Annotated in this window: 19 protein-coding genes; 7 read left to right on the plus strand and 12 right to left on the minus strand. The window is 60.9% G+C overall.

Annotated features, from left to right (window positions below):
• Positions 1-41: 41 nt before the first annotated feature.
• Both HFO99_RS07190 and HFO99_RS07195 read right to left on the minus strand, forming a co-directional pair.
• Entirely contained in the window at positions 42-1,052 is a 1,011-nt protein-coding gene (locus tag HFO99_RS07190) for an HAD family hydrolase (RefSeq protein ID WP_222360223.1), read from the minus strand.
• A 90-nt stretch (positions 1,053-1,142) separates the two neighbouring features.
• The gene (locus HFO99_RS07195; protein WP_222299694.1) at positions 1,143-2,813 is read right to left on the minus strand and encodes an arylsulfatase; all 1,671 of its coding nucleotides are present in this window, start codon (positions 2,811-2,813) and stop codon (positions 1,143-1,145) included.
• Positions 2,814-3,111: 298 nt separating this feature from the next.
• Between HFO99_RS07195 and HFO99_RS07200 the strand changes: the two genes are divergently transcribed.
• From HFO99_RS07200 to HFO99_RS07225, 6 genes are all read left to right on the plus strand, one after another.
• Entirely contained in the window at positions 3,112-5,004 is a 1,893-nt protein-coding gene (locus tag HFO99_RS07200) for a sensor histidine kinase (protein WP_222360225.1), read from the plus strand.
• Positions 5,001-5,633 (plus strand): response regulator transcription factor, encoded by a 633-nt coding sequence (locus HFO99_RS07205; RefSeq protein WP_222360227.1) that lies wholly within the window; start codon positions 5,001-5,003, stop codon positions 5,631-5,633. The genes HFO99_RS07200 and HFO99_RS07205 overlap by 4 nt, the downstream gene beginning before the upstream one ends.
• A 101-nt stretch (positions 5,634-5,734) precedes the next feature.
• The gene (locus HFO99_RS07210) at positions 5,735-6,106 is read left to right on the plus strand and encodes a response regulator transcription factor (RefSeq protein ID WP_222360230.1); all 372 of its coding nucleotides are present in this window, start codon (positions 5,735-5,737) and stop codon (positions 6,104-6,106) included.
• Positions 6,107-6,281: 175 nt separating this feature from the next.
• A complete protein-coding gene (locus tag HFO99_RS07215; RefSeq protein ID WP_222360232.1) occupies positions 6,282-7,031 on the plus strand; it encodes a phosphatase PAP2 family protein in 750 nt (249 codons plus the stop codon).
• A 26-nt stretch (positions 7,032-7,057) separates the two neighbouring features.
• Positions 7,058-7,810, plus strand: a complete 753-nt coding sequence (locus HFO99_RS07220; protein WP_222360234.1) for a COG4280 domain-containing protein — start codon at positions 7,058-7,060, stop codon at positions 7,808-7,810.
• Complete coding sequence (locus HFO99_RS07225; RefSeq protein ID WP_222360236.1) at positions 7,807-8,031, plus strand: hypothetical protein; 225 nt, start codon at positions 7,807-7,809, stop codon at positions 8,029-8,031. The genes HFO99_RS07220 and HFO99_RS07225 overlap by 4 nt, the downstream gene beginning before the upstream one ends.
• A gap of 26 nt (positions 8,032-8,057) precedes the next feature.
• Here the strand turns inward: HFO99_RS07225 and HFO99_RS07230 are convergent, their stop codons facing one another.
• The 9 genes from HFO99_RS07230 to HFO99_RS07270 all read right to left on the minus strand — a co-directional run bounded on the left by HFO99_RS07230 (position 8,058) and on the right by HFO99_RS07270 (position 17,165).
• Entirely contained in the window at positions 8,058-9,578 is a 1,521-nt protein-coding gene (locus tag HFO99_RS07230; RefSeq protein ID WP_222360238.1) for a mechanosensitive ion channel family protein, read from the minus strand.
• A gap of 77 nt (positions 9,579-9,655) precedes the next feature.
• Positions 9,656-10,792, minus strand: coding sequence for an ABC transporter permease (locus HFO99_RS07235; RefSeq protein ID WP_222360240.1), 1,137 nt, complete (start codon positions 10,790-10,792; stop codon positions 9,656-9,658).
• Positions 10,789-11,997, minus strand: a complete 1,209-nt coding sequence (locus HFO99_RS07240; protein ID WP_222360242.1) for an ABC transporter permease — start codon at positions 11,995-11,997, stop codon at positions 10,789-10,791. The genes HFO99_RS07235 and HFO99_RS07240 overlap by 4 nt, the downstream gene beginning before the upstream one ends.
• A 1-nt stretch (position 11,998) precedes the next feature.
• Positions 11,999-12,979, minus strand: coding sequence for an HlyD family secretion protein (locus tag HFO99_RS07245; RefSeq protein ID WP_222360244.1), 981 nt, complete (start codon positions 12,977-12,979; stop codon positions 11,999-12,001).
• A gap of 418 nt (positions 12,980-13,397) precedes the next feature.
• Positions 13,398-15,959 carry an FAD-dependent oxidoreductase gene (locus HFO99_RS07250; protein WP_222360246.1) on the minus strand — a complete coding sequence of 854 codons (2,562 nt, stop codon included), beginning with the start codon at positions 15,957-15,959 and terminating at the stop codon, positions 13,398-13,400.
• A 103-nt stretch (positions 15,960-16,062) separates the two neighbouring features.
• Positions 16,063-16,230: a hypothetical protein gene (locus tag HFO99_RS07255; RefSeq protein WP_409994929.1), complete on the minus strand. Its 168-nt coding sequence runs from the start codon at positions 16,228-16,230 to the stop codon at positions 16,063-16,065.
• Between the two features lie 100 nt (positions 16,231-16,330).
• On the minus strand, positions 16,331-16,570 hold the full coding sequence (locus HFO99_RS07260; RefSeq protein WP_222360248.1) for a hypothetical protein: 240 nt from the start codon (positions 16,568-16,570) through the stop codon (positions 16,331-16,333).
• Between the two features lie 10 nt (positions 16,571-16,580).
• Positions 16,581-16,841 carry a hypothetical protein gene (locus tag HFO99_RS07265; RefSeq protein WP_222360250.1) on the minus strand — a complete coding sequence of 87 codons (261 nt, stop codon included), beginning with the start codon at positions 16,839-16,841 and terminating at the stop codon, positions 16,581-16,583.
• Positions 16,842-16,844: 3 nt separating this feature from the next.
• Positions 16,845-17,165, minus strand: coding sequence for a helix-turn-helix domain-containing protein (locus tag HFO99_RS07270; protein ID WP_168304242.1), 321 nt, complete (start codon positions 17,163-17,165; stop codon positions 16,845-16,847).
• Positions 17,166-17,414: 249 nt separating this feature from the next.
• Here HFO99_RS07270 and HFO99_RS07275 point away from each other — a divergent pair, with 249 nt between their 5' ends.
• Complete coding sequence (locus HFO99_RS07275) at positions 17,415-18,476, plus strand: class I SAM-dependent methyltransferase (RefSeq protein WP_222360252.1); 1,062 nt, start codon at positions 17,415-17,417, stop codon at positions 18,474-18,476.
• Positions 18,477-18,501: 25 nt separating this feature from the next.
• Here HFO99_RS07275 and HFO99_RS07280 read toward each other — a convergent pair whose 3' ends face one another.
• Positions 18,502-19,527, minus strand: a complete 1,026-nt coding sequence (locus HFO99_RS07280) for an AraC family transcriptional regulator (RefSeq protein WP_222360254.1) — start codon at positions 19,525-19,527, stop codon at positions 18,502-18,504.
• Positions 19,528-19,584: the final 57 nt, after the last annotated feature.

The raw sequence follows: 19,584 nt of genomic DNA on the forward strand, positions 1-19,584 counted from the left end.
CGGGGCCGCCATTGTTCAAACTTCTGGCGTGAGGCGCATTCCTAATCCTTGAACACTTGTTTCCAGTCGGCCTTCATATCGACGACGGTCCAGCCGGTGATCGCCGCCGCATCGAGCGCCTTGTCGAGGCGGCCGAATTCGGTATCGCGGTCGTAGGCATATTCGCGCTCCGCATCGGTGTGATGGATCAGCACGCCGAGCCTGGCAGGTGCGCCTGCCATGGTCGTCCATTGCAGCATTTGGAGATCTCCGTCGGAATTACCGAAGGCGGCAATCGGCCGGCGGCCGATCTGCTGGTTGATCCCGACGGGTTTACCGGCCTTGTCGTCGATGAAGTTGACTTCGGGGAGCCGATAGAGGGTCGGCGTGTCGTCCTGCATCCTGAATTCGGTCTTGATCGACGAGCCGATAACCTGCTCGGGCGGGACGCCATAGACTTTTTCCGCCCATGGCCGCATGAACTCGATGCCGCCTCCTGAAACGATGAAGGTCTTGAAACCGTTGGCGCGGAGATAGGCGAGAAGCTCGACCATCGGCTGATAGACGAGTTCTGTGTAAGGCCGATTGAATTTAGGGTCACGTGCTGACGCCAGCCAATCGGTGACGATCTTCTGGAAATCATTGCTGGTCATTCCGGCATGCGTGGTCATGATTAGCTCGACGAGGCCCTTTTCTCCCGACGCCGCGAGCGCCGTCATGTCGCCTTCGAGCACGGCCTTGAACGGCTGCGTTTCTTTCCATTCCGGATGCTGAGGAGCAAGCAATTTCACTCGGTCGAGAGCGAATGCGAGCTGCGTATAGATCGGATGTTCGACCCACAGGGTTCCATCATTGTCGAAAACGGCGATGCGTTCCGGTTCCGGAACGAATTCGGGCGATCCTTGCCCGGTTACCTTATCGACGAAAGAAACGATGGCTGCCTTCGAGGCCGTGTCGTTCCACGAGGGCAGCGGATCGCTTTGAGCGTACGCGGAAGCAGCAAAGAGAAGAGCCGCAGTAACAGCCAACGTTCGGCCGCGGGCCGACTTGATGAAATCTTGAATCGCGAACATCGGATGTCCTCCAAATTGCTGGTACGAAAGTCAGATAAACCCCGTTTGGAAGACGGCGGCTCTGGTTGGATCCAGGCCGCCGTGCGAAAATCAATTGCCGGTCGGCATAGGAATGCTCACGCCTTCCTTTGCCAACGATTCTCGGATCCATTGAAAACGACTGTAATCCGATAGCGTGATGGGACCGTTGTAGGTCAGGCTCTGGGGCTTGCGAGGTGGGTATTCCACGTAGGTGGCCATGATCTTCTTCAATTCCTCGCCCATGACCACGCCCATCCAGGTCCGCTCCGTGAAGTTGTTCATGAAAATGTCGTAGCGTTCCTGCGGGTCCTGCCACAGATCAAACACTTGGGGCACCGTGGCGACATACTTCTCCTCACCCTTCCAGCCGAGGTTGGTGTCGACCGCCAGCCCGCCCGTCGCGGCTCCGTCATCGCCGCGGATATTGAACGCGAACTTGTAGTTGTTGACGCGTATCGCACCGGGCGAGAGCTCGTTTTCGGTAAAGTAGAACCATGACTTGCGTTCCGATTTACCGGTACCGAGCAGGATCGGCGACATGTCGTAGCTATCGAATATAATCGGTTTGTCTTCGCGATCCTTGTCGGGAAGCGGAACCGCGCCGACTGCGGCGAATGTCGCCATCAGATCGAGGCCACCGACGATGTCGTGGTTCTTGGTGCGGGGTTTGATCTTTCCCGGCCAGACCGCGATCGCAGGAACACGGTTGCCGCCCTCACGCAGGGTGCCTTTGGTGCCACGGAACGGAGTGTATCCGGCGTCCGGATAAACGTCCTGCCACGCCCCATTATCGGTGGTGTAGAAAACCAGCGTGTTGCGGTCCATCCCGGTTTCCCGCAATTTGTCCATGATTCGGCCAATGCGGGTGTCGAGTTCCACGATCGAGTCCGCATACTTCGACTTCGACATGGACTTGTGCTCGAACTCCGGGGCCGGCATGTTCGGCTGGTGGACCTTCATGAAGTTCACGTTGATGAAGAAGGGTTCGTCCGGCGCTTTGGCGGCCTCGTCAAGAAAGCCCAGTGCCGCTTTCTCTACGTAGCTGTCGAAGAACGGAATGCCGACAACGCCTTCCTTACCGTCGATCGTGGGTGTGTCGACATATTGCCCGTTGACCTTGAATTCTTCGGTCACCGGTCCTCCTGCCTTGCCGGACAACGCCCCCTTGGTCACCTTCTGGAACATCGCCCGCAGCTTCGGATCCATGTCCGGAAACCAGGTGGGATCGGCATAGGTATAGGCATTCAAGTGGTAAAGGCCGGTGTACCGCATCTCATCATAGCCTTGCGCAGTCGGCATGGCGTAATCCGCTTCGCCGAGATGCCATTTGCCGGTGAAATAGGTATGATAGCCGCCGCGCTTGAGAACGGAGGCGAGCGTCCATTCGGCTGCGGGCAATCCACCGCCCTGGCCTTGAAAGGCGACGGTCGTCATGCCGCTGCGGTTCGGAATTCGTCCCGTCTGCATGGCCGCACGGCCGGGTGTGCAGCTCGGCTGGGCGTAGAAGGAGAAGAAGGTCATGCCGTCTTCAGCCAGCTTGTCAATGTTCGGGGTCGGCATCCCGCGACCTTCGCCCCCGCCATAGGGGCCAAGATCGCCGTAGCCGGTATCATCTGAAACGATGAACAGGATGTTGGGTTTTCGTTGGGCGTCCTGCGCTTGCAGGGGCGAGGCCGCACACCAGAGAATGGTGGATGAAGCCAGTGCTCCGATGCAGCGGATAAGGATTCTGCCGTTCATTTCAAATCCCTCCGTTGACGTTCTTGAATGACGGAGCCGCTCGCGGCAAAGGCTGCGATTGCATGCGTCGATTCAACTAGACTGCTTTGAAAATGAAGATCCTGCCGGAGCTGCCTTCGGCAGGGTTGCGAAGCCGGTTGCATCTCTGCCCCGGCGCGCTGAATTTTAGCGAATGCTGCCTTCGCCCGATATTGTACTTTAGGGAATCTCTTGATGCGATGGCAATCGAAAGTAGTGCTGGGCAGATGACGGCGCAGCGAGAAGCTGTTATTGTCGCCCGGCTTTGGGGGGAAAGCGGATGGGCTTGGGCGAATGGTCAGGTCGATTATGCTGCACTGCCTTTTTGTTGGCGGTTGTCGCCATAAGTGTGTCCGGCCGCGATGCGGCAGCCTCCGACACCTCAATTGCCATCATCGACCCGGTTCCCCGCGTTCTCGTTCTTTATCCCTACGATGAGAGGATCGCGGCGACGACCGCTGCCGGAGAGGCGCTGCGGAGCCGTTTGCTGGAAGCGACAAACGGCAGGATCGACCTGTTTTCGGAGTTCCTGGATCTCTCGCGGTTTCCGGAGGGCGACCATGTCGCGCGCATGGCACGATATCTCGGCGAGAAATACGCGGCGCGCCGCCCGGACGTTGTCGTGGCCCTCGGCAAGGAATCGGCGAGCTTCGTAACCGCGAACCGCGGCACGATCGCGCCTGGCGCAAAGATCGTCGCCGCCGGTTTCGGCACAGCCACCGCCGATAAGATCAGCTTGCCGAATGACGTGATCGGAGCCTTCACGACATTCGACATTCTGAAGACGGCCGAGATGGCCCGCAGCCTGCAGCCCGATGCGCGCCACCTCTACATTGTCGGCGGTTCGTCCGACTTCGACCGCGGCTGGCTGACGACGGCCCGCGCGGCTCTCGAGCAGTTCTCGAAGTCCTACGAGACCACCTATCTGGAAGATCTGACGATCGACGAGTTCGTCGATCGGGCATCCCGTGTGCCGCCCGACAGCATCATCCTGGCATTGACGGTCTTCAAGGATCGGGCAGGGCGCAACTTTATTCCGCGCGACGCGATCGGGCAGATCGCAGCAACCGCCAGCGCGCCTGTCTACGGGCCCTACCAGACCTACATAGACCATGGCGTCGTCGGCGGCAACACCGTCACATTCGAAGCTCTTGGCAGGACCGTCGGCGACCTCGTCATCGATGCGATTGCCGGCAAGCCGTTGTTGGATATCGAGGCGCCGCAGACCTATATCGCCGATGCCCGACAACTCAAGCGCTGGGGGCTTGCCGAAAAGGATCTGCCGCCAGGCACGATCCAGATGCACAGGGAGAGGAGCCTCTGGGAGGAACACTGGGTCGTGTTGGTGGCGGGAAGCGGCCTCGTGCTGGCGCAGGCCAGCATCATCTCGGTGCTCCTGCTTGAGCGGAGGCGCCGCCGCGACGCCGAGCGCAGCTCGCGGCTTTACCTGCTTGAAGCCATCCATCTCAACCAGTCCGCGACAGCCGGCGCATTGTCCTCGTCGATCGCTCACGAACTGAACCAGCCCCTATCGGCCATTCGAAACAATGCCGAGGCAGCGTCGGTGCTGCTTCGAAGCGAGAGCCCCGATCGCGAGCTGATCCAGCAGATTCTTCTCGACATCCAGGAGGACGATCAGCGCGCAGGCGATATCATCAGCCGAATGAGAGGACTGCTCAAGAAAAGAAGCGAGATCGATTGGCAGGAGTTCGACCTGAACGACGTCACGTCGAGCGCAATCCATATCATTCACGGCGAGGCGGAACGACGCGGAATTACGCTGACATCGAGCCGGCCGCCCAGCGAGTTGCGGGTGCGTGCCGACAAGGTCCATGTACAGCAGGTCATCCTCAATCTGGCGACGAACGCGATGGATGCCATGCTGGAGGCCGTGCCGGCGGGGAGAACGCTCACTTTTGCAACGGGACTGGCGAACGAGAAGGCGGAATTGCGGGTTTCCGACACGGGAAAAGGCATTCCCGAGGAGCGGCTGATCCGCATCTTCGAACCGTTCTACACCACCAAGCAGGCGGGGACGGGGCTGGGTCTCTCCATAGCCCGCGCCATTATCGAGACCTATGGCGGCACTATCTGCGCCGACAACCGCCCCGAAGGCGGGGCAGTCTTTCGCATGGTCCTGCCACTCGCCCACGGGCAGGAACGATCAAGATGAAACCTGTCATTCATATCGTCGATGACGACAATTCCTATCGGATGGCGACCGCAAGGCTGCTTTCCGCTCATGGCCTCAAGGTCGAAGCCTACGAATCCGGAGATCACTTTCTCGCCCGCTTTTCCGCTTGCGAGCCCGGCTGCGTTCTCCTCGATCTCCAGATGCCCGGCCAGTCCGGCCTGCAGATCCAACGGCGGCTCTGGGAGCTGGCACCGCACTTGCCTGTCGTGTTCCTCACGGGGGAAGGAGACATAAAGGCAAGCGTCGAGGCGATGAAGGCGGGTGCCAAGGATTTTTTGGAAAAGACTTCTTCCACGGCGTCATTGATGGAGGCGATCGATCGCGCGCTCATTCAATACGAAAGACAGCGGGCCGGCCACGACCGCCTTCAAGCCCAGCGGGCGCTGGTGGCGGGCCTCAGTCCGCGTGAGGCCGAAGTGTTCCAGCTCCTCATTCGCGGCCGTCTCAACAAGCAGATCGCTTATGCACTCGGCATCTCGGAGCGGACGGTGAAGGTGCATCGCCATCAGGTCATGGAAAAGCTTGCCGTGCGTTCGCTGGCCGAGGCAGTGTCGATCGCCGCGAATGTCGGTCTCATCGGCCAGGATACGGCATCGCCGGTGGGGTGATCCGATGTCCTTCCCTTTAGGACAATATCAATCGACCTCCAAGCGGCCTAGTTTGATCGGCAACCGTTAGTCTCTCATAGGTTCGAAGGAGGGGGCATGAGGTGGAGAACCTTCGCCGCACGGTCGCTGTCGTCGATGATGACGCAAGCCTACGGCGCAGCCTCGGGCGGCTGCTCAACGCCTACGGTTTTCTGGCCGTGGAGTATGCATCCGCCGAGGCCTTTCTCGCTCGCGATCCCAAAACGGCGATAGACTGCCTTGTCCTTGATATCGACCTCGGTGGCATGTCCGGCATCGATCTGCAACGCCGGCTGAAGGCCGAGGGGACAACCCTTCCGGTGATTTTCATCACGGCACTGGAAACCGACTCCGTGAAAGTGGAAGCGGAAAAGGTGGGATGCGTTGCATATCTGCAGAAGCAATTTTCCGGAGCTGCACTGATCGCGGCCATCAACAAGGCGTTGGGACTGTGAACTGATGGGAGTGGCTGACAATCTCGCCGGGGGTGTTGATGAACCAGACGGCGGCCTCGACAACCCATAAACTCCTCTCGGGAACGTCCTTGATTGCCGCAAGGCCTTGAATCCTGACTTCGCATTGCCAATCTGGCGAGGACCGACATGATGTGAAGGGAGTTCTACGGCAGGCATGAGTGAGGTTCAACGACGGGGATTCTTGGCGAGGCTCAACGCATATGAGCCGCTGACATTGATCATGCTGGCATCGATCGCCGGTGGGCTGTTCGTGCTGCAGCGATTGACCAGCGAAGTCCTGGAGGGCGAGACATTCCGCTTCGACGAGGCGATTCTGCTGGCTCTGCGGCGGCCGGGCGAACTCGCCGTGCCGATCGGGCCTGGCTGGCTGACGCATGCCGTCGACGATATCACCAGCCTCGGCGGTATCACCGTACTCTCGCTGATGACCGTTCTCGTCACCGTCTACCTTCTGCTCGACCGGCGCTGGCCGATCGCGATCTTTGTCTTTTCCTCGGTGCTGACCGGTTGGCTGGCGAGCACGCTCTTGAAGATCCTCGTCGCTCGGCCGCGCCCCGATATCGTGCCGCATCTGGTCGAGGTGAGCGATCTCAGCTTTCCCTCCGGACATGCGATGGTCTCGGCGGTGACCTATCTGACGCTGGGCGCGCTGCTGGCGCGAACGCAGCGTTACCAGTCGACGCGAATTTTCGTTATGGGCGCCGGCGTCTTTCTCGCCGTCATCATCGGTTTGAGTCGGATCTATCTCGGTGTCCATTACCCCACTGACGTCTTGGCTGGATGGTGCGCCGGCGCGCTCTGGGCGCTCGGCTGCTGGCTGATTTCGAAGCGATTCGTTCCGAGCCGCACGCCAGATGATGTTGCGGAAGCGGAAAACGGCAAGAAAAGTAAGGCCGAGACGTGATTCCCCCGGCATAACGGACAAGCACCATGACAACTTTGACAACGATCACCTCGACGGTCACGGCCGCGTTTCTCGGCTCCTTCGTCGAGGTCGTTGAAGCCTTCACCATCATCCTCGCCGTCGGCGTCACGCAGAGCTGGCGTCCCGCCTTCATCGGCACCGGTCTTGCGCTCGCCCTTCTCGCCCTTCTCGTGCTGGCGCTCGGTCCGCTGCTCGGCCTTATTCCGATCGAACTGATGCAGTTCGTGATCGGGACGCTGCTCGTTCTTTTCGGCCTGCGCTGGTTGCGCAAGGCGATCCTGCGGGCTTCGGGCTTCATCGCGCTGCACGACGAGGAGAAGGCCTTCGCGGCCGAGACCGATAGCCTGCGGCGCCAATCCGCCGAGCGCCGTGCCAATTTCCTGGCAGGGACGGCAGCTTTCAAGGCCGTGCTGCTCGAGGGGATCGAAGTGGTGTTCATCGTCATCGCCACCGGCGCCGGGCACGGCATGATCGGCTATGCCAGCCTCGGTGCGGCCGCAGCCTGCCTGCTGGTACTGATCATCGGCATCTTCGTGCACAAACCGCTCTCTGCGGTTCCGGAAAACAGCCTGAAATTCGTCGTCGGCCTGCTGCTCAGCGCCTTCGGCATATTCTGGGTCGGCGAGGGTGTCGGCGCCGACTGGCCGGGCGCCGACCTATCGCTCCTGGCCATCCTTGCCGTCCTCGCCGTCTTTTCCTTCGTTGCCGTCCGGATGCTGCGGCAGTATTTCAACACCCGCGCCGAGGTCACCGCATGATGAATATTCTTAACATTGCGCTCAAGGAACTCTTCGGCATGTTCATCGACGACGGCGCGCTGGCGCTGTTGGCGCTGCTATTAATCGCCGCCGTCGGCTCGCTGGTGAAATTCGCGCATGTCGACGCGCTGCTCGGCGCTGCTCTGCTTCTCGTCGGCTGTCTGATGATCCTCGCCGAGAGCCTGACGCGCGCAGCACGGAAGAAGTTTCAGCGGAAATAGTCTACAGCGGCGCGCGTCTGGGACAGCTATTGCGGCACCTTAAACAGATGGCGGATACGCGTAACCAGCGAACTCACCGAGCGGCCATGCAACGTCGCGCCCTCGGCCGCGAAGGAATGCTGGCCGGTCTCGATACGGTGTGAGAGGGTGGCGGCAAGCTCTTCGGCGATGCCGGGCCGGTCGTGCAGCAGCGGCGTCAGGCTTGCCTGGGCAATCTCATAGACAACAACGAAGGTCAGCGCCCGCAGGCTGGCGGCCTCGCCGACGCCGATCAGCAGTCCGCTTTCGCCGAAATAATCGCCCGGCGCCAGCCGGCCGAGTTCGATTTCCTTGTGGCCTTCCTGCCGTGTCGCGATGAGCGCACCGCTGCGCACGATCATCAGCGATGCAACCGTATCGCCCTGTTCGATGAGGATGGCATCCTTCTTGTAAGTCCGCCGCGTCATCGAGGCTGCCAGCGTTTCCTTCTCGTCCTCGGTCAAGGAGGAAAACAATGGGATGGCGTCGAGAAGCTTAAGCGGCGTCGGCCGGTGCGGCTTCACCACCTCTTCCGACTGCAACTGGTCGTGCGGAGGGCCGGCGGCCTCGAGCGGTCGTGCCAAGGTGAGGCCCGCGGCCTTGATATGGCGGTAGATGAGATCGAATATGTCGTTCTTCGCCGGTCCCGTCTGGCCGATATCCCTGACGCGGAAGGAGAGCTCCAGCTCCACCGCATCTGATGTCAGCGATTTGATCTGCACGCCGGGTTTCGGCTCAGTCAGGATCGAGTCGCTGCTCAATAGCACGGCGCGCATGACGTCGATGATCGCCGACGGCCCGATCGTCGGCACGACGCGGACCGTCAGCGTCGCGCCGTGACTTCGGTCGGGACTGCTGAGATTGGTCAGCCCGACCTTGGCCAGAAAACTGTTGGGCAAGACGACGAGGTCGTTAGAGCCGTTCAGCAGATGGGTGGAGCGCCAGTTGGTTTCAACGACACGGCCTTCAACGCCGTCATTCAGGACGATCCAGTCGCCGATCGCGTAGGGCCGGCCGAGATTGAGCGCGATGCCGGAAAAAACGTCGCTCAAGGTGCTTTGCATTGCAAGGCCGAGGATGATGGCAAAGACGCCCGACGTGGCGATCAGCGTGCCGACGGGAAAGCTGAAGACATAGGCGACCACCGAGAGGATCGCGCCGAGATAGATCAGGCCGATGACCAGATCCTGCACGAGGCGACCTTCGCGCGGCTGGCGCTCAAAGATCAGGAAGACGCGGACGAAGGCGATCAGCGCCCAGGCGGCATTGATCCACCAGACCACCTTGGCAAGGGCGATGAAGACGCGTTCGAAGGTCGAAGCCGGCGCCGGCCCGACTTCGTAAGGTACGATGTCGTGATAGAGCAGCAGGACGGTCAGCGCCGCGAAGAAGAACACCTGGCCGGCGAGCTTCCAGCTCGGGAAGGGCCGAAGCGCGATGCGCGTGACGATCGCACCGACCACGGCCAACGCCCCGGCCTGGACGACAGGATCGGCGAGCACTCCGGACCATGTGACATTATCAAGCATCGATTGTCCGTTCGCCAGAGCATGAAGCCGAAAAGTGTGAGCGATCTTCGGACAACATCATGCTTCACCCTTGAATTCTAATGGTGGCTTCGCCGCATCCTGACTTCCAATCCGACCGCGAGGCAACCGTAAAATAGCGCCAGAGCCCAGAGCGTCAGAAAAGGCGTGCGGACGTCGCTCAACGATGCCCCGAGCTGCGATACCGATACGATTCCATTGATGGCGGAACTGCTGGGAACCAGGAGCGCCAGATATTGCAGCGCCTTCGGCATCGCCTCGGTCGGCCAGGAAAAGCCCGCGAGAAACAGGAAGGGGATGCCGATCGCCGCAAACACCAGCTGGACGATGAGGGGGCTGCGGAACAATGCCGCGACGACCATGCCTAGCGCGCTGACGGAAAGCACGAAGGGCAGCGAGACGGCGAAGATGATGAGCGGTCCCCCGAGCCTTGGAATGTCGTAGAGATAAGGCAGCACGATCAGATAGAAGGGCAGCACCACCGCCTCCAGGATGAGGTAGGCGAGCAGCTTGCCGAGCACGGTTGCGAGAGCGCCCGCCGGTGAGCCGGCGAGCCCGTCGTTTCGCAGCGTTCCGAGCAGGCCGACGCCGATCAGGAGCATCTGCTGCAGAAGGAGAACGAAGGCGGCGGGCAGGAGATAGGTGGCGTAGCCCCCCTGGGGGTTGAAGAGCGGCACCGTCGTCAGCGGCATCGGGTCGGAGGCCGCAGCGGCGATGGCGGGATCGACATGAATGGCAACCAGCCTTGCGGTCTCGACCTCGGCGCCGAAAGTCTTGGCGACGGCGGAGACGCCGCCGGAGATGCGCGAATAGATCAGGAAGTAGCTGGCATCGGCATAGAGCGCCACGGGCGACGGCCGTCCGTGCAGCAGGTCGCGCTCGAAATATTTCGGGATGACGAGCGTGCCGTAGAGCTGGCGGCTGAAGACCTCGCGCTCGGCGCTTGGCTCGTCGGGCAATTCGGCGCCGATGGACACATCGGCCGAGGCATCGACGCGGCGGGCGAACTGGCGGCTGCTGTCGGTGCCGTCGAGATCGACAAGGGCGATCGGCACGTCGCGCAGGGCCTCGCCCCTGTAGGGTTGGGGATAGAGGGCGGCATAGATGCAGGCCGCCAGAATGAGCACGGAGAATGCCGGCCGCAGCGATAGGATGCGCTGCAATTCGATGCGGCAGGTCGCCAGCACGCCGTTCATCGGGGGGCCTCCCGCAGTGCCAACGCCTCACGCCTGTTCCTCGATCTCATCGTCTCCAGCCGGAGCACGGTAACGGATGCAAGCAGGACGACGAGGAAGAGCAGCACGAGGATCGGCTTCCACGACAGATCGAGCGGCGTGCCGCGGATCGTCTGATCGATCCTTGCCATCAGGTACCATGTGCCGGGGATCATCTGGCCGTAATAGTAGGCGAAATCGTTCATGCCGATCCTCGGGAAACCGATGCCCATGAAGCCGAAGGCGGGCGCGGCGAGCAGCGAGCCGATGCTGATGGCGCTCGCCATCGGCCGCAGCAACAGCGCCAGCAGCACGCCGATGAACTGGCTTGCCAGGATAAACAGGGTGCCAGCCATCAGCAGCAGGGCGCGATTGCCGTGCAGCGGCATGTCGAGAAGATCGAAGAGCACCAGATCGGCGATGCCGAGCACGGCGAGAAAGATCAGCGTATAGGGCAGGATCTTGCCCGCCAGCGCCGGCCCCAACCCGCCGCCCAACCGTCGAAGGATACGCAGCCGGTGGCGGCTCTCGACGTCGAGGCCGAGCGAATAGGCCATCGTCGTGATGATCACCACCTGCAGCACGCTGGGCATCAGGGTGGCAAGAAGGAAATGGGCATAGTTGAGGGTGGGGTTGAAGAGCGGGTTCACCTGTACCGGAACGGGAGCGAGAGCGGCCTGTGCGGCGTCGACCGGCTCTCCCTGGGCGGTGCGCAACGACAATCTGATGCCCGCAGCCACCGTCGGCACGGCGGCGTTGACACCACGCAGCACCAGATTGCCGGTCGTCATCGTCTGGCTGTTGTAGAAGAACACCACTTCCGGCCGGCGGCCGGACAATACGTCGCGCTCGAGATTGCGCGGCAGCATCAGCAGGCCGTGAACCTTGCCGGAAAGGATGAACTGCCGGCCTTCGGCGAGGTCGCTGACGGCAAGCGCGACCGACGTATCCTGGGTGGCATCGACCATGCGGATGATCTGGCGCGACAGATCGGTGCCGTCCTGATCGAGCACGGCGATCGGCAGGCGGGTTGCCAGACCTGAGCTGAAAACCGCGGCCAGAAGGCCCATCAGCAGCAGCGGCAGGACCATCGTCAGGAACAAGAGGAACGGCCGGCGGCGAAACCAGTGGAACTCCCGTGTGAAGACGAGAATAAAACCCGGGTGCATGCGCCCGCGCGGCGTCATTTCAACGCTCCGACCAGGCGGCGATGACGCTCATGCCGGGCCGCAGGCCGTCCACGGGTTTTACAGGAACGGCGCGCACCTCGAATGTCCGCAGATCGAAATCGCCGGTTGCCCGCGTCGCCCGCCAGGTCGCGTACTGTCCCTGTGCATTGACCATTGTCACCTTGACCGCGATCTTGTCGGGGCCGATTGGAGGCACGACGACATCGAAATTGTCCCCGACCTTCAGGCCCTTCAGCAGATCTTCACGCAGGTTGAAGGTGAACCAGGGGTTCTGGAGATCGATAATCGAAAAGAGTGGCGCGCCGGCGCTGAAATTCTCGCCGAGTTCGGCAACCCGCGTCGTGACCTGCCCGGAGATCGGCGCATGGATCGTCAACTCGGAAACGTTGACCTGCTGCTGATCGAGCGAGGCGCGCGTCTGTTCCACCTGCGCGGCGGCAAGCGCCTTCTCTTCCTTGCTAGAGCCGGCGACCGCCAGCCGCACATTGGCCTCGGCGGATTCGCGCTTGCGGATCGCTGCCTCTAGATTCCGGGCCGCCTGGTCCGCCTGAGCCTGGGTCGAGGCGCCGGTGGTGATCAGCCTGGCCTGACGCGCAGACTCTTCCTGGTAGAGGGTCACATCCGCGACGGCCGCAGCGAGCTCGGCGTTGGCGGCATCTATCGTCTCGGGACGCGTGCTGTTGACGCGGGCAAGATCGGCTTGCGAAACGGAAAGGGCGGCTTGAGACATATGAAGTGCCGCCGTCAGTTCGGGACTTTCAAGCGCGGCGATGACAGCGCCGGCTTCGACATTGTCCCCGACATCGACATTGAGGTTGGCAATGCGGCCGGAGACACGCGGGCTGATATCGACCCGATTGGCAGAGACCTCGCCTTGGACGATGAGCGGCGGCGGACGTGTTGCAAACCAGAGCAGGATGCCGAGTGCTGCCAGAACCGCCAAGGCGATCACCGGCCGAAGAATTCTGGAAGCTGTCATGACCCACTTTTCCCCTGCCGAATGACGTCGCCCGGATGCATTTGGAACACTGGCAGGCCAGCATTGCCGGTCGCTACAGAGATGTCAAATGACTGTTTCTATGTAACAACCGGTCTGTTCGGCGAGGGTCTTGCAACCTTTACCCGAGGGAGGGCGTGGGCCTCGCCCCGCCTCCTTGTCCTGTTCGAAATCTCGGGCGACGTACACGTCCGCACACAATGAAGTGGCACGAAGGTCGGGATTTCTCGTTGTTTTGGCCAAGCGACTCAGCCTCATGTTTGTGGCGTCCCATCCTTGCGGCGTCACAAGTGCTTGAGCGCTTACAGCGCCGCGCACCTGTTAAGACGCGCGGCGCTGTAACACTTTGAATCTACATATCGTGATGTTCGAAAATCAATTCCCGTTTCACGCCGATGCGTTAGCTGCGCGGCTTCAGATTTTCTGGGTCATAGATCGGCTTGTACCCGACGCCGACAACCTCCACCGGATAACTCTCGGCAAAATACTCGACATTCAGCCTGCGTCCGACCTGGCAATGCGACCAGGGTAGATAGGCCAAGGCAATGTTCTTTCCGACTGTTGGGCCGTAGGCGATCGAGGTCGTGTAGGAGCGGCGGCCAAGCTCGTCGACCAGAACCTCTCCCGTGGCGGGATCGACAACCGGCAGGTTGCCGACGGGATAACGCTTCACGCCCGATTTGTCGGTATTCTCGGTCATCACAAGCGTGCAGAGCATGGCCGGCTGGTGCTCACGCGCCTTGTATTCCAGATGCTTTGCCTTGCCGCGGAAATCGGCTTCCTTGACCTTCGGACGGGCGAGATCGGCTTCGATCAGGTTGTACTGGGTCAGGAGGTCGGCGTTCTGCAGGCGCAGGCTCTTTTCCATGCGGCGCGAGTTCGCATAGGTCTCGACGCCGAAAGCCATCACGCCGGTCGAGCGCAGCGCATCCCAGACGGCGAGGCCGTCTTCGTACTTCATGTGCAGTTCCCAGCCCTGCTCGCCGACATAGGAGATGCGGAAGGCGGTGACAGGCTTGCTTGCGATTTCGATCGGCTTGATCGCCGCAAAGGCGAAGTTTTCCTGATCGAGCCCGGCCGGATCGGCCACAGCCTTCTTCAGCGTGTCGCGCGCGTTCGGGCCCCAGATGCCGATCGTCACGAATTTTTCCGAGACGTCGGTGATAATTACGTCAAGGCCGCGGTCTTCGGCGACGCGCTTCATATAGTGCAGGTCGCGCGGGCCGGCATCGGCGCCGTTGACGAGACGGCAGCGGTCGGCCATGCGGAAGACGGTGAAGTCAGCGCGCACCATGCCTTCGTCGTCGAGGAAGTGGGTGTAAATGCCCTTACCAATGTTTGCATCGCCGCCGACCTTGGCGGCGCACAGCCATTCCATCAACTCGACATGGTCAGGTCCCTCGATATCGACCATGTGGAAGTGGCTGAGATTGACGATGCCGCAATCCTCGCTCATCGCCAGATGTTCGGCATTCGACACGCGCCAGAAATGGCGGCTGTCCCATTCGTTCTCGCGAACCGGGACGCGGTCGGCGTATTTCTCCAGAAGATGCTCGTTGGCGGCGTAGCCGTGCGCACGCTCCCAGCCGCCAAGTTCCATGAAGTAGCCGCCAAGCTCCTTTTCGCGCGCGTAGAAGGGCGAGCGCTTGGCGTTGCGGCCGGATGCATAGGGTTCGCGGGTGTGAACAGCCGGGAAATAGATCTTCTGGGCGGCTTCGTAGCACCGGCCCTCGATGAACTCTTCCGTCAACTGATGCGGATAGAAGCGGGCGTAGTCGATGCTGTTGTGATCGATCTCAGTGCGGCCATCGGTCATCCAGTCGGCGATCAGCTTGCCATAGCCCGGGCCGTCCTTGACCCAGATGGCAACGCAATACCAGAGGCCGCGCACCTTCTGGCTCTCGCCGCAGGATGCGCCGCCGCCGGCCGATACTTGCAGCAGTCCGTTGAAGGAGTGACCTTCGTTATAGCCGAGCTCGCCGAGGATCGGCGTCAGTTCCATGGCGCGCTCGAGCGGCTCGATGATCTGCTCCATCTCGAGGTCACGCTGCGAGGGCGAAAGACGGGCTTCGTGTTTTTCGAGAATATCGCGCGGATGGCACATGCGCGGATTGGTGGCTTCGTAGTAGCCCCACTCGATCTGACCGCCCTCCGTGGTCGCCGGGTCGCCGGTATCGCGCATATAGGCGGAGTTGCCCTGGTCGCGCAGCAGCGGGAAGCCGATTTCCTTGCCGGTGCCTTCAAACTCGTTATACGGACCGAAGAAGGTGAGCGGGTGGTCGACCGGCATGACCGGCAAGTCTTCGCCGACCATCTCCGCGATCAGGCGCCCCCAGAGGCCGGCACAGACGATGACGTGGTCGGCCATGATGGTGCCGCGATGGGTGACGACGCCCTTGATGCGACCGCCTTCGACGATCAGCGACTTCGCCGGCGTGTTGCCGAACACCTGCAGCTTGCCAGCCTTTTCGGCGGCATCGACCAGCTTGCCGGCAACGGTCTGCGAGCGCGGAATGACGAGGCCGGCATCCGGATCGTAAAGGCCGCCCATCACCTGATCTTCCTCGATCAGCGGGAACTTCTTCTTGATCTCGGAAGGGCTGACATAATGAGCGCGCGTGCCGAAGGCGCGTGCCGAGGATAGCTTGCGCTTGATTTCCTCCATCCAGGCATCGTCGCCGGTGCGCGCCACTTCGAGGCCGCCGATGCGGGCGTAATGGCCCATCTTCTCGTAGAAATCGATCGAATATTGCGTGGTCCAGACCGACAGATAGTCGTGGCTGGTGGTGTAACAGAAGTCCGAGGCATGGGCTGTCGAGCCGATATCTGTCGGTATGCCCGACTTATCGATGCCGACAATATCGTCCCATCCCCGCTCGACGAGATGATGCGCGATGGAGGCGCCGACGATACCGCCGAGCCCGATGATGACGACCTTTGCCTGTTCCGGAAATGCTGCCACGTGCTGTTCCTTCTATTTATCGCACGAATTAAAATATTCTAGCCGCGCTTGACGTACGCTTCGCGCGCGAGATGCAGCAGCCATGCCAGCCTCGTAAGGAGTGTCACATTTGCCGAAGCTGCGGAACCCCCAGACCGCTCCGCATGGCAGCTGCGATGAGGGTATTATGCATAAGGCTCATGATCGTCATTGGTCCTACGCCGCCTAGTACCGGCGTAATTGCGCCAGTCCGGATCGAGACGGCGAGGCAACCGCCAAACAGCGCCGGCACTGCTGCGATCCATTCCGCATCGAACGGTCTGGCAATGACTGACTAAGATCGGATATGGGCGAGCCCTTGCAGCCGGCCTTTCCGTTCGCGCGCCCCGGGATCACGGCGCTGAAATCGCCGCAAGCCGGTCGATGTCCACCAACACGATATCTTCGGAAACAGGCTCGCGATTGTGCAAGCGGAACCATTCTGCCGCTTCGCGAACACGCTCTCCATGTGGCGGCGGATAGGCGCCGAGTCCGAGAACCCATTCCCGTACGGTCTCGCGCTCCATCCGCCCGGCCCGGTATCGATCGCAGACGGTTTTCGCTGATGCGACGAGATCATTGATGCTTTTCACGGGATATTCCTCAATGCACGGATGGCTCTTCATCTTCGAGAAGCGATCGAATGCCGTCGCGCGCGACGACGGCCAGGAATTCGTCGAAGGCATCCCGGTCAGTCGCGAATGGCTCGTCCCAGCGGATCAGGTCTTCCGCTTGCGTCACCACTTCCATCGTCCAGTCTTCATTGCTGCCCGATGTGCGGAAGATGTCGACGAGCACGGTGATCCCGTCATCGGTGAATTCTCCCGCCAGTTCGGAGTGTTCGAGCTTTTCTTTTTTCGCCATCATTCAGCCACCTGCACCGGGCGGTGCGTCGTTTTTGAGATATTCTTCATATTGAACCGTCTCGGTCTCATTCGTGTCGATCGAGGCATCCGCGCGCTTTGCAAGCCGAACGCCGGCACCCCCACCATTTTCAGGGATGAAAACAACGCCTGCGCCTTCCAGCGCGTGCTTCACATCCTGAAGGGTCCGTTCATAGGGAGAGCGCTTTCCAGCCTCGAAATTAGCAATCGTCGCTTTGGCGACTTTCGAGGCCGATGAGAGATCGTCCTGAGACCATGCTAAAAGGGCCCGAGCCGCGCGGCATTGAGCGGAGGATAGACACAAAACAATAACCTTGCATCAAAAGTGTGATTCTGTCTCGGGCAGATTATATTAAAAACGCAATCTCGATACAAGGGATGACGAGAGCAGGTGCATGACGGCATAGGACATTGTGAGCCCTTGAATAGACCGGCCTATTCCATCCCTTCGACTTTTAATACTCCACGCACAACTGGCGAAAGGGAAGATTGATTGACTGAATATTATTAGAGTCTAATTTATATTGCCTTTATCACGCACCGGGAGGTTATAATGCGTGAGGCAGATATGCAAAAACTCGATGCACTTGTCGGTCGTCTTGTTGGCGACGTCGGCGCCGCCATTTCCGGTGCCTTGGTCGTGCTTGGCGACAAGGTCGGAATCTTCAAGGCGATGGCCGACGGAACGCCGATGAGCGTCCAGAATCTTGCCAAGAAGACAGGGATAAAGGAGCGTTATCTCAGGGAGTGGCTGAGCGCCCAAGCGGCCGCGGACTATGTCGCTTACGATGAAAAGACGGATCGTTTCAGCCTGACGCCGGAACAGGCGATGGTATTTGCCGAGGAAAACAGCCCCGCCTTTTTCGTCGGCGCCTTCGAGGTTGTCCAATCCATGTGGATGGACGAGCCGAAGATCGCCGATGCCTTCCGTACCGGCAAAGGACTTGGCTGGCATGAGCACAGCACCTGCCTCTTCCGGGGAACCGAGCGGTTCTTTCGTCCGGGCTATAACAGCCATCTCGTCAACGAATGGATACCGGCGCTTTCCGGCGTCGAAGAAAAGCTCAAGGCCGGCGCCAGTGTCGCCGATGTCGGTTGCGGTCATGGGGCCTCGACTATCCTGATGGCGCAGGCCTATCCCGCTTCCCGCTTTACCGGGTTCGACTATCACGGCCCGTCAATCGAAAGAGCAAAGGCTGCCGCCCAGGATGCGAGTGTTTCGGACCGCATGACCTTCCAGCAGGGTTCGGCGGCGGAATTTCCGGGGCGCGGCTATGACATGGTCGCCATGTTCGACTGCCTTCACGACATGGGCGATCCCGTCGGCGCCGGCCGGCATGTCAAGGACACGCTTGGGCCGAATGGAACGTGGCTGATCGTCGAGCCCTTTGCCCATGACCATCTCAAGGACAATCTCAATCCGGTGGGACGCGTCTATTACGGCGCGTCGACGATGATCTGCACACCGGCATCGCTCTCCCAGGAGGTGGGGCTTGGGCTTGGCGCACAGGCGGGAGAAATGAAGCTTCGAAAGGTGGCGCTCGACGCCGGATTCACGCATTTTCGTCGTGCGACGGAAACCCCGTTCAACATGGTGTTCGAGGTGCGGGCCTGACGCAAATGGTTTAGCAGGTGGCCAGCTATCTCAGTTTTCCGATGCTGGCATACATGCCCGTCGTGCGGAATTCGGTGGGGTTGGTGCCGTAGACGCGGCGGAAGACCTTGGAGAAATAGTTGGGGTCTTCGAAGCCGCACATGATGGCGACTTCCTTGACCGGCAGGAAGTCCGCCTTGGTCAGAAGCTTGACCGCGCGCTGCAGGCGTTGCTGCAGTACGAATTCCGCCGGCGGCATGCCCTCGCTCTCGGCGAAGCTGCGCGAGAAATGCGCGCGGCTGAGGCCGACGATGCCGGCAAGCTCGCTGACCCGCAGCGGCTTCTCGAGATTGGCGTTGATATGGTCGATCACCGGCTGCATGAGGCTGAGTTCGGCGGCAAAGGCCGGCGAGCCGAAGACGTCGTCGTAAAGCGCCATCGCCGCTTCATAGGCAATCGCCGAGGCGGCACCCGGCGATGTCGCGCCCTTGACGAGGCGCAGGCTGCAATCGGCAAGATGATCGATGGTCGAGGGCTGCAGCTTCAGCACCGGGCCGGCGGTCGACAGCACCATCTGGTGGATGCGCAGCGTTTCCTCGCCGTTCATCGAAATCCAGAAATATTCCCAGCGGTCGCCTTTTTCCAGCCAGTAGCGATGATTGTGCGGCACCAGAACGAGCAGCGTGTCGCCCCCCTGAAGCCGATAGTTGCGGTGCTGGTAGCGCAGCTGGCCGCTGCCGCTGATCGTGTGCTGCAGCACCGTGAAGGGGGTCTGGCCGCGCCGGCGGCCGTCCCAGTCATAGGTCTCGTTTTCGCGCACTTCATAGCCGGCGCTGGTCGGCATGGCATGCAAGCGCTGGCGGCCACGGGGCAACGACACCGTCCTCATCGACTGTCCGTTTGCGATCAAATCCTGCAGCACAAAATTACCCCTGAAAGCATAATCCTTCTCTGGTCGCCCTGCCAATTTCGGGCATAATCCCGGCCGACACGAGGAAGAGACCACGGCCGACAGAGCGGCCGGGAGGAAAAAGGCAGATTTTTCGGTGTTTTCAGCCACATGCGTCGGCATGCGGCCGGATCCTCCGTGGCCTTCTTTTCCTTAGCATTCGATTGGGTCGAGGTGAAG

Source organism: Rhizobium leguminosarum (assembly GCF_019798305.1).
GTDB lineage: Bacteria > Pseudomonadota > Alphaproteobacteria > Rhizobiales > Rhizobiaceae > Rhizobium > Rhizobium leguminosarum_U.

What these genes read in the sequence shown, in the direction of transcription:
- HFO99_RS07205 (WP_222360227.1), top strand. Translation starts at nt 5,001, where the DNA reads ATGAAACCTGTCATTCATATCGTCGATGACGACAATTCCTATCGGATG.
- HFO99_RS07235 (WP_222360240.1), bottom strand. Translation starts at nt 10,792, where the DNA reads ATGAACGGCGTGCTGGCGACCTGCCGCATCGAATTGCAGCGCATCCTA.
- HFO99_RS07245 (WP_222360244.1), bottom strand. Translation starts at nt 12,979, where the DNA reads ATGACAGCTTCCAGAATTCTTCGGCCGGTGATCGCCTTGGCGGTTCTG.
- HFO99_RS07230 (WP_222360238.1), bottom strand. Translation starts at nt 9,578, where the DNA reads ATGCTTGATAATGTCACATGGTCCGGAGTGCTCGCCGATCCTGTCGTC.
- HFO99_RS07275 (WP_222360252.1), top strand. Translation starts at nt 17,415, where the DNA reads ATGCGTGAGGCAGATATGCAAAAACTCGATGCACTTGTCGGTCGTCTT.
- HFO99_RS07220 (WP_222360234.1), top strand. Translation starts at nt 7,058, where the DNA reads ATGACAACTTTGACAACGATCACCTCGACGGTCACGGCCGCGTTTCTC.
- HFO99_RS07225 (WP_222360236.1), top strand. Translation starts at nt 7,807, where the DNA reads ATGATGAATATTCTTAACATTGCGCTCAAGGAACTCTTCGGCATGTTC.
- HFO99_RS07280 (WP_222360254.1), bottom strand. Translation starts at nt 19,527, where the DNA reads ATGCCGACGCATGTGGCTGAAAACACCGAAAAATCTGCCTTTTTCCTC.
- HFO99_RS07240 (WP_222360242.1), bottom strand. Translation starts at nt 11,997, where the DNA reads ATGACGCCGCGCGGGCGCATGCACCCGGGTTTTATTCTCGTCTTCACA.
- HFO99_RS07265 (WP_222360250.1), bottom strand. Translation starts at nt 16,841, where the DNA reads ATGGCGAAAAAAGAAAAGCTCGAACACTCCGAACTGGCGGGAGAATTC.
- HFO99_RS07190 (WP_222360223.1), bottom strand. Translation starts at nt 1,052, where the DNA reads ATGTTCGCGATTCAAGATTTCATCAAGTCGGCCCGCGGCCGAACGTTG.
- HFO99_RS07215 (WP_222360232.1), top strand. Translation starts at nt 6,282, where the DNA reads ATGAGTGAGGTTCAACGACGGGGATTCTTGGCGAGGCTCAACGCATAT.
- HFO99_RS07195 (WP_222299694.1), bottom strand. Translation starts at nt 2,813, where the DNA reads ATGAACGGCAGAATCCTTATCCGCTGCATCGGAGCACTGGCTTCATCC.
- HFO99_RS07200 (WP_222360225.1), top strand. Translation starts at nt 3,112, where the DNA reads ATGGGCTTGGGCGAATGGTCAGGTCGATTATGCTGCACTGCCTTTTTG.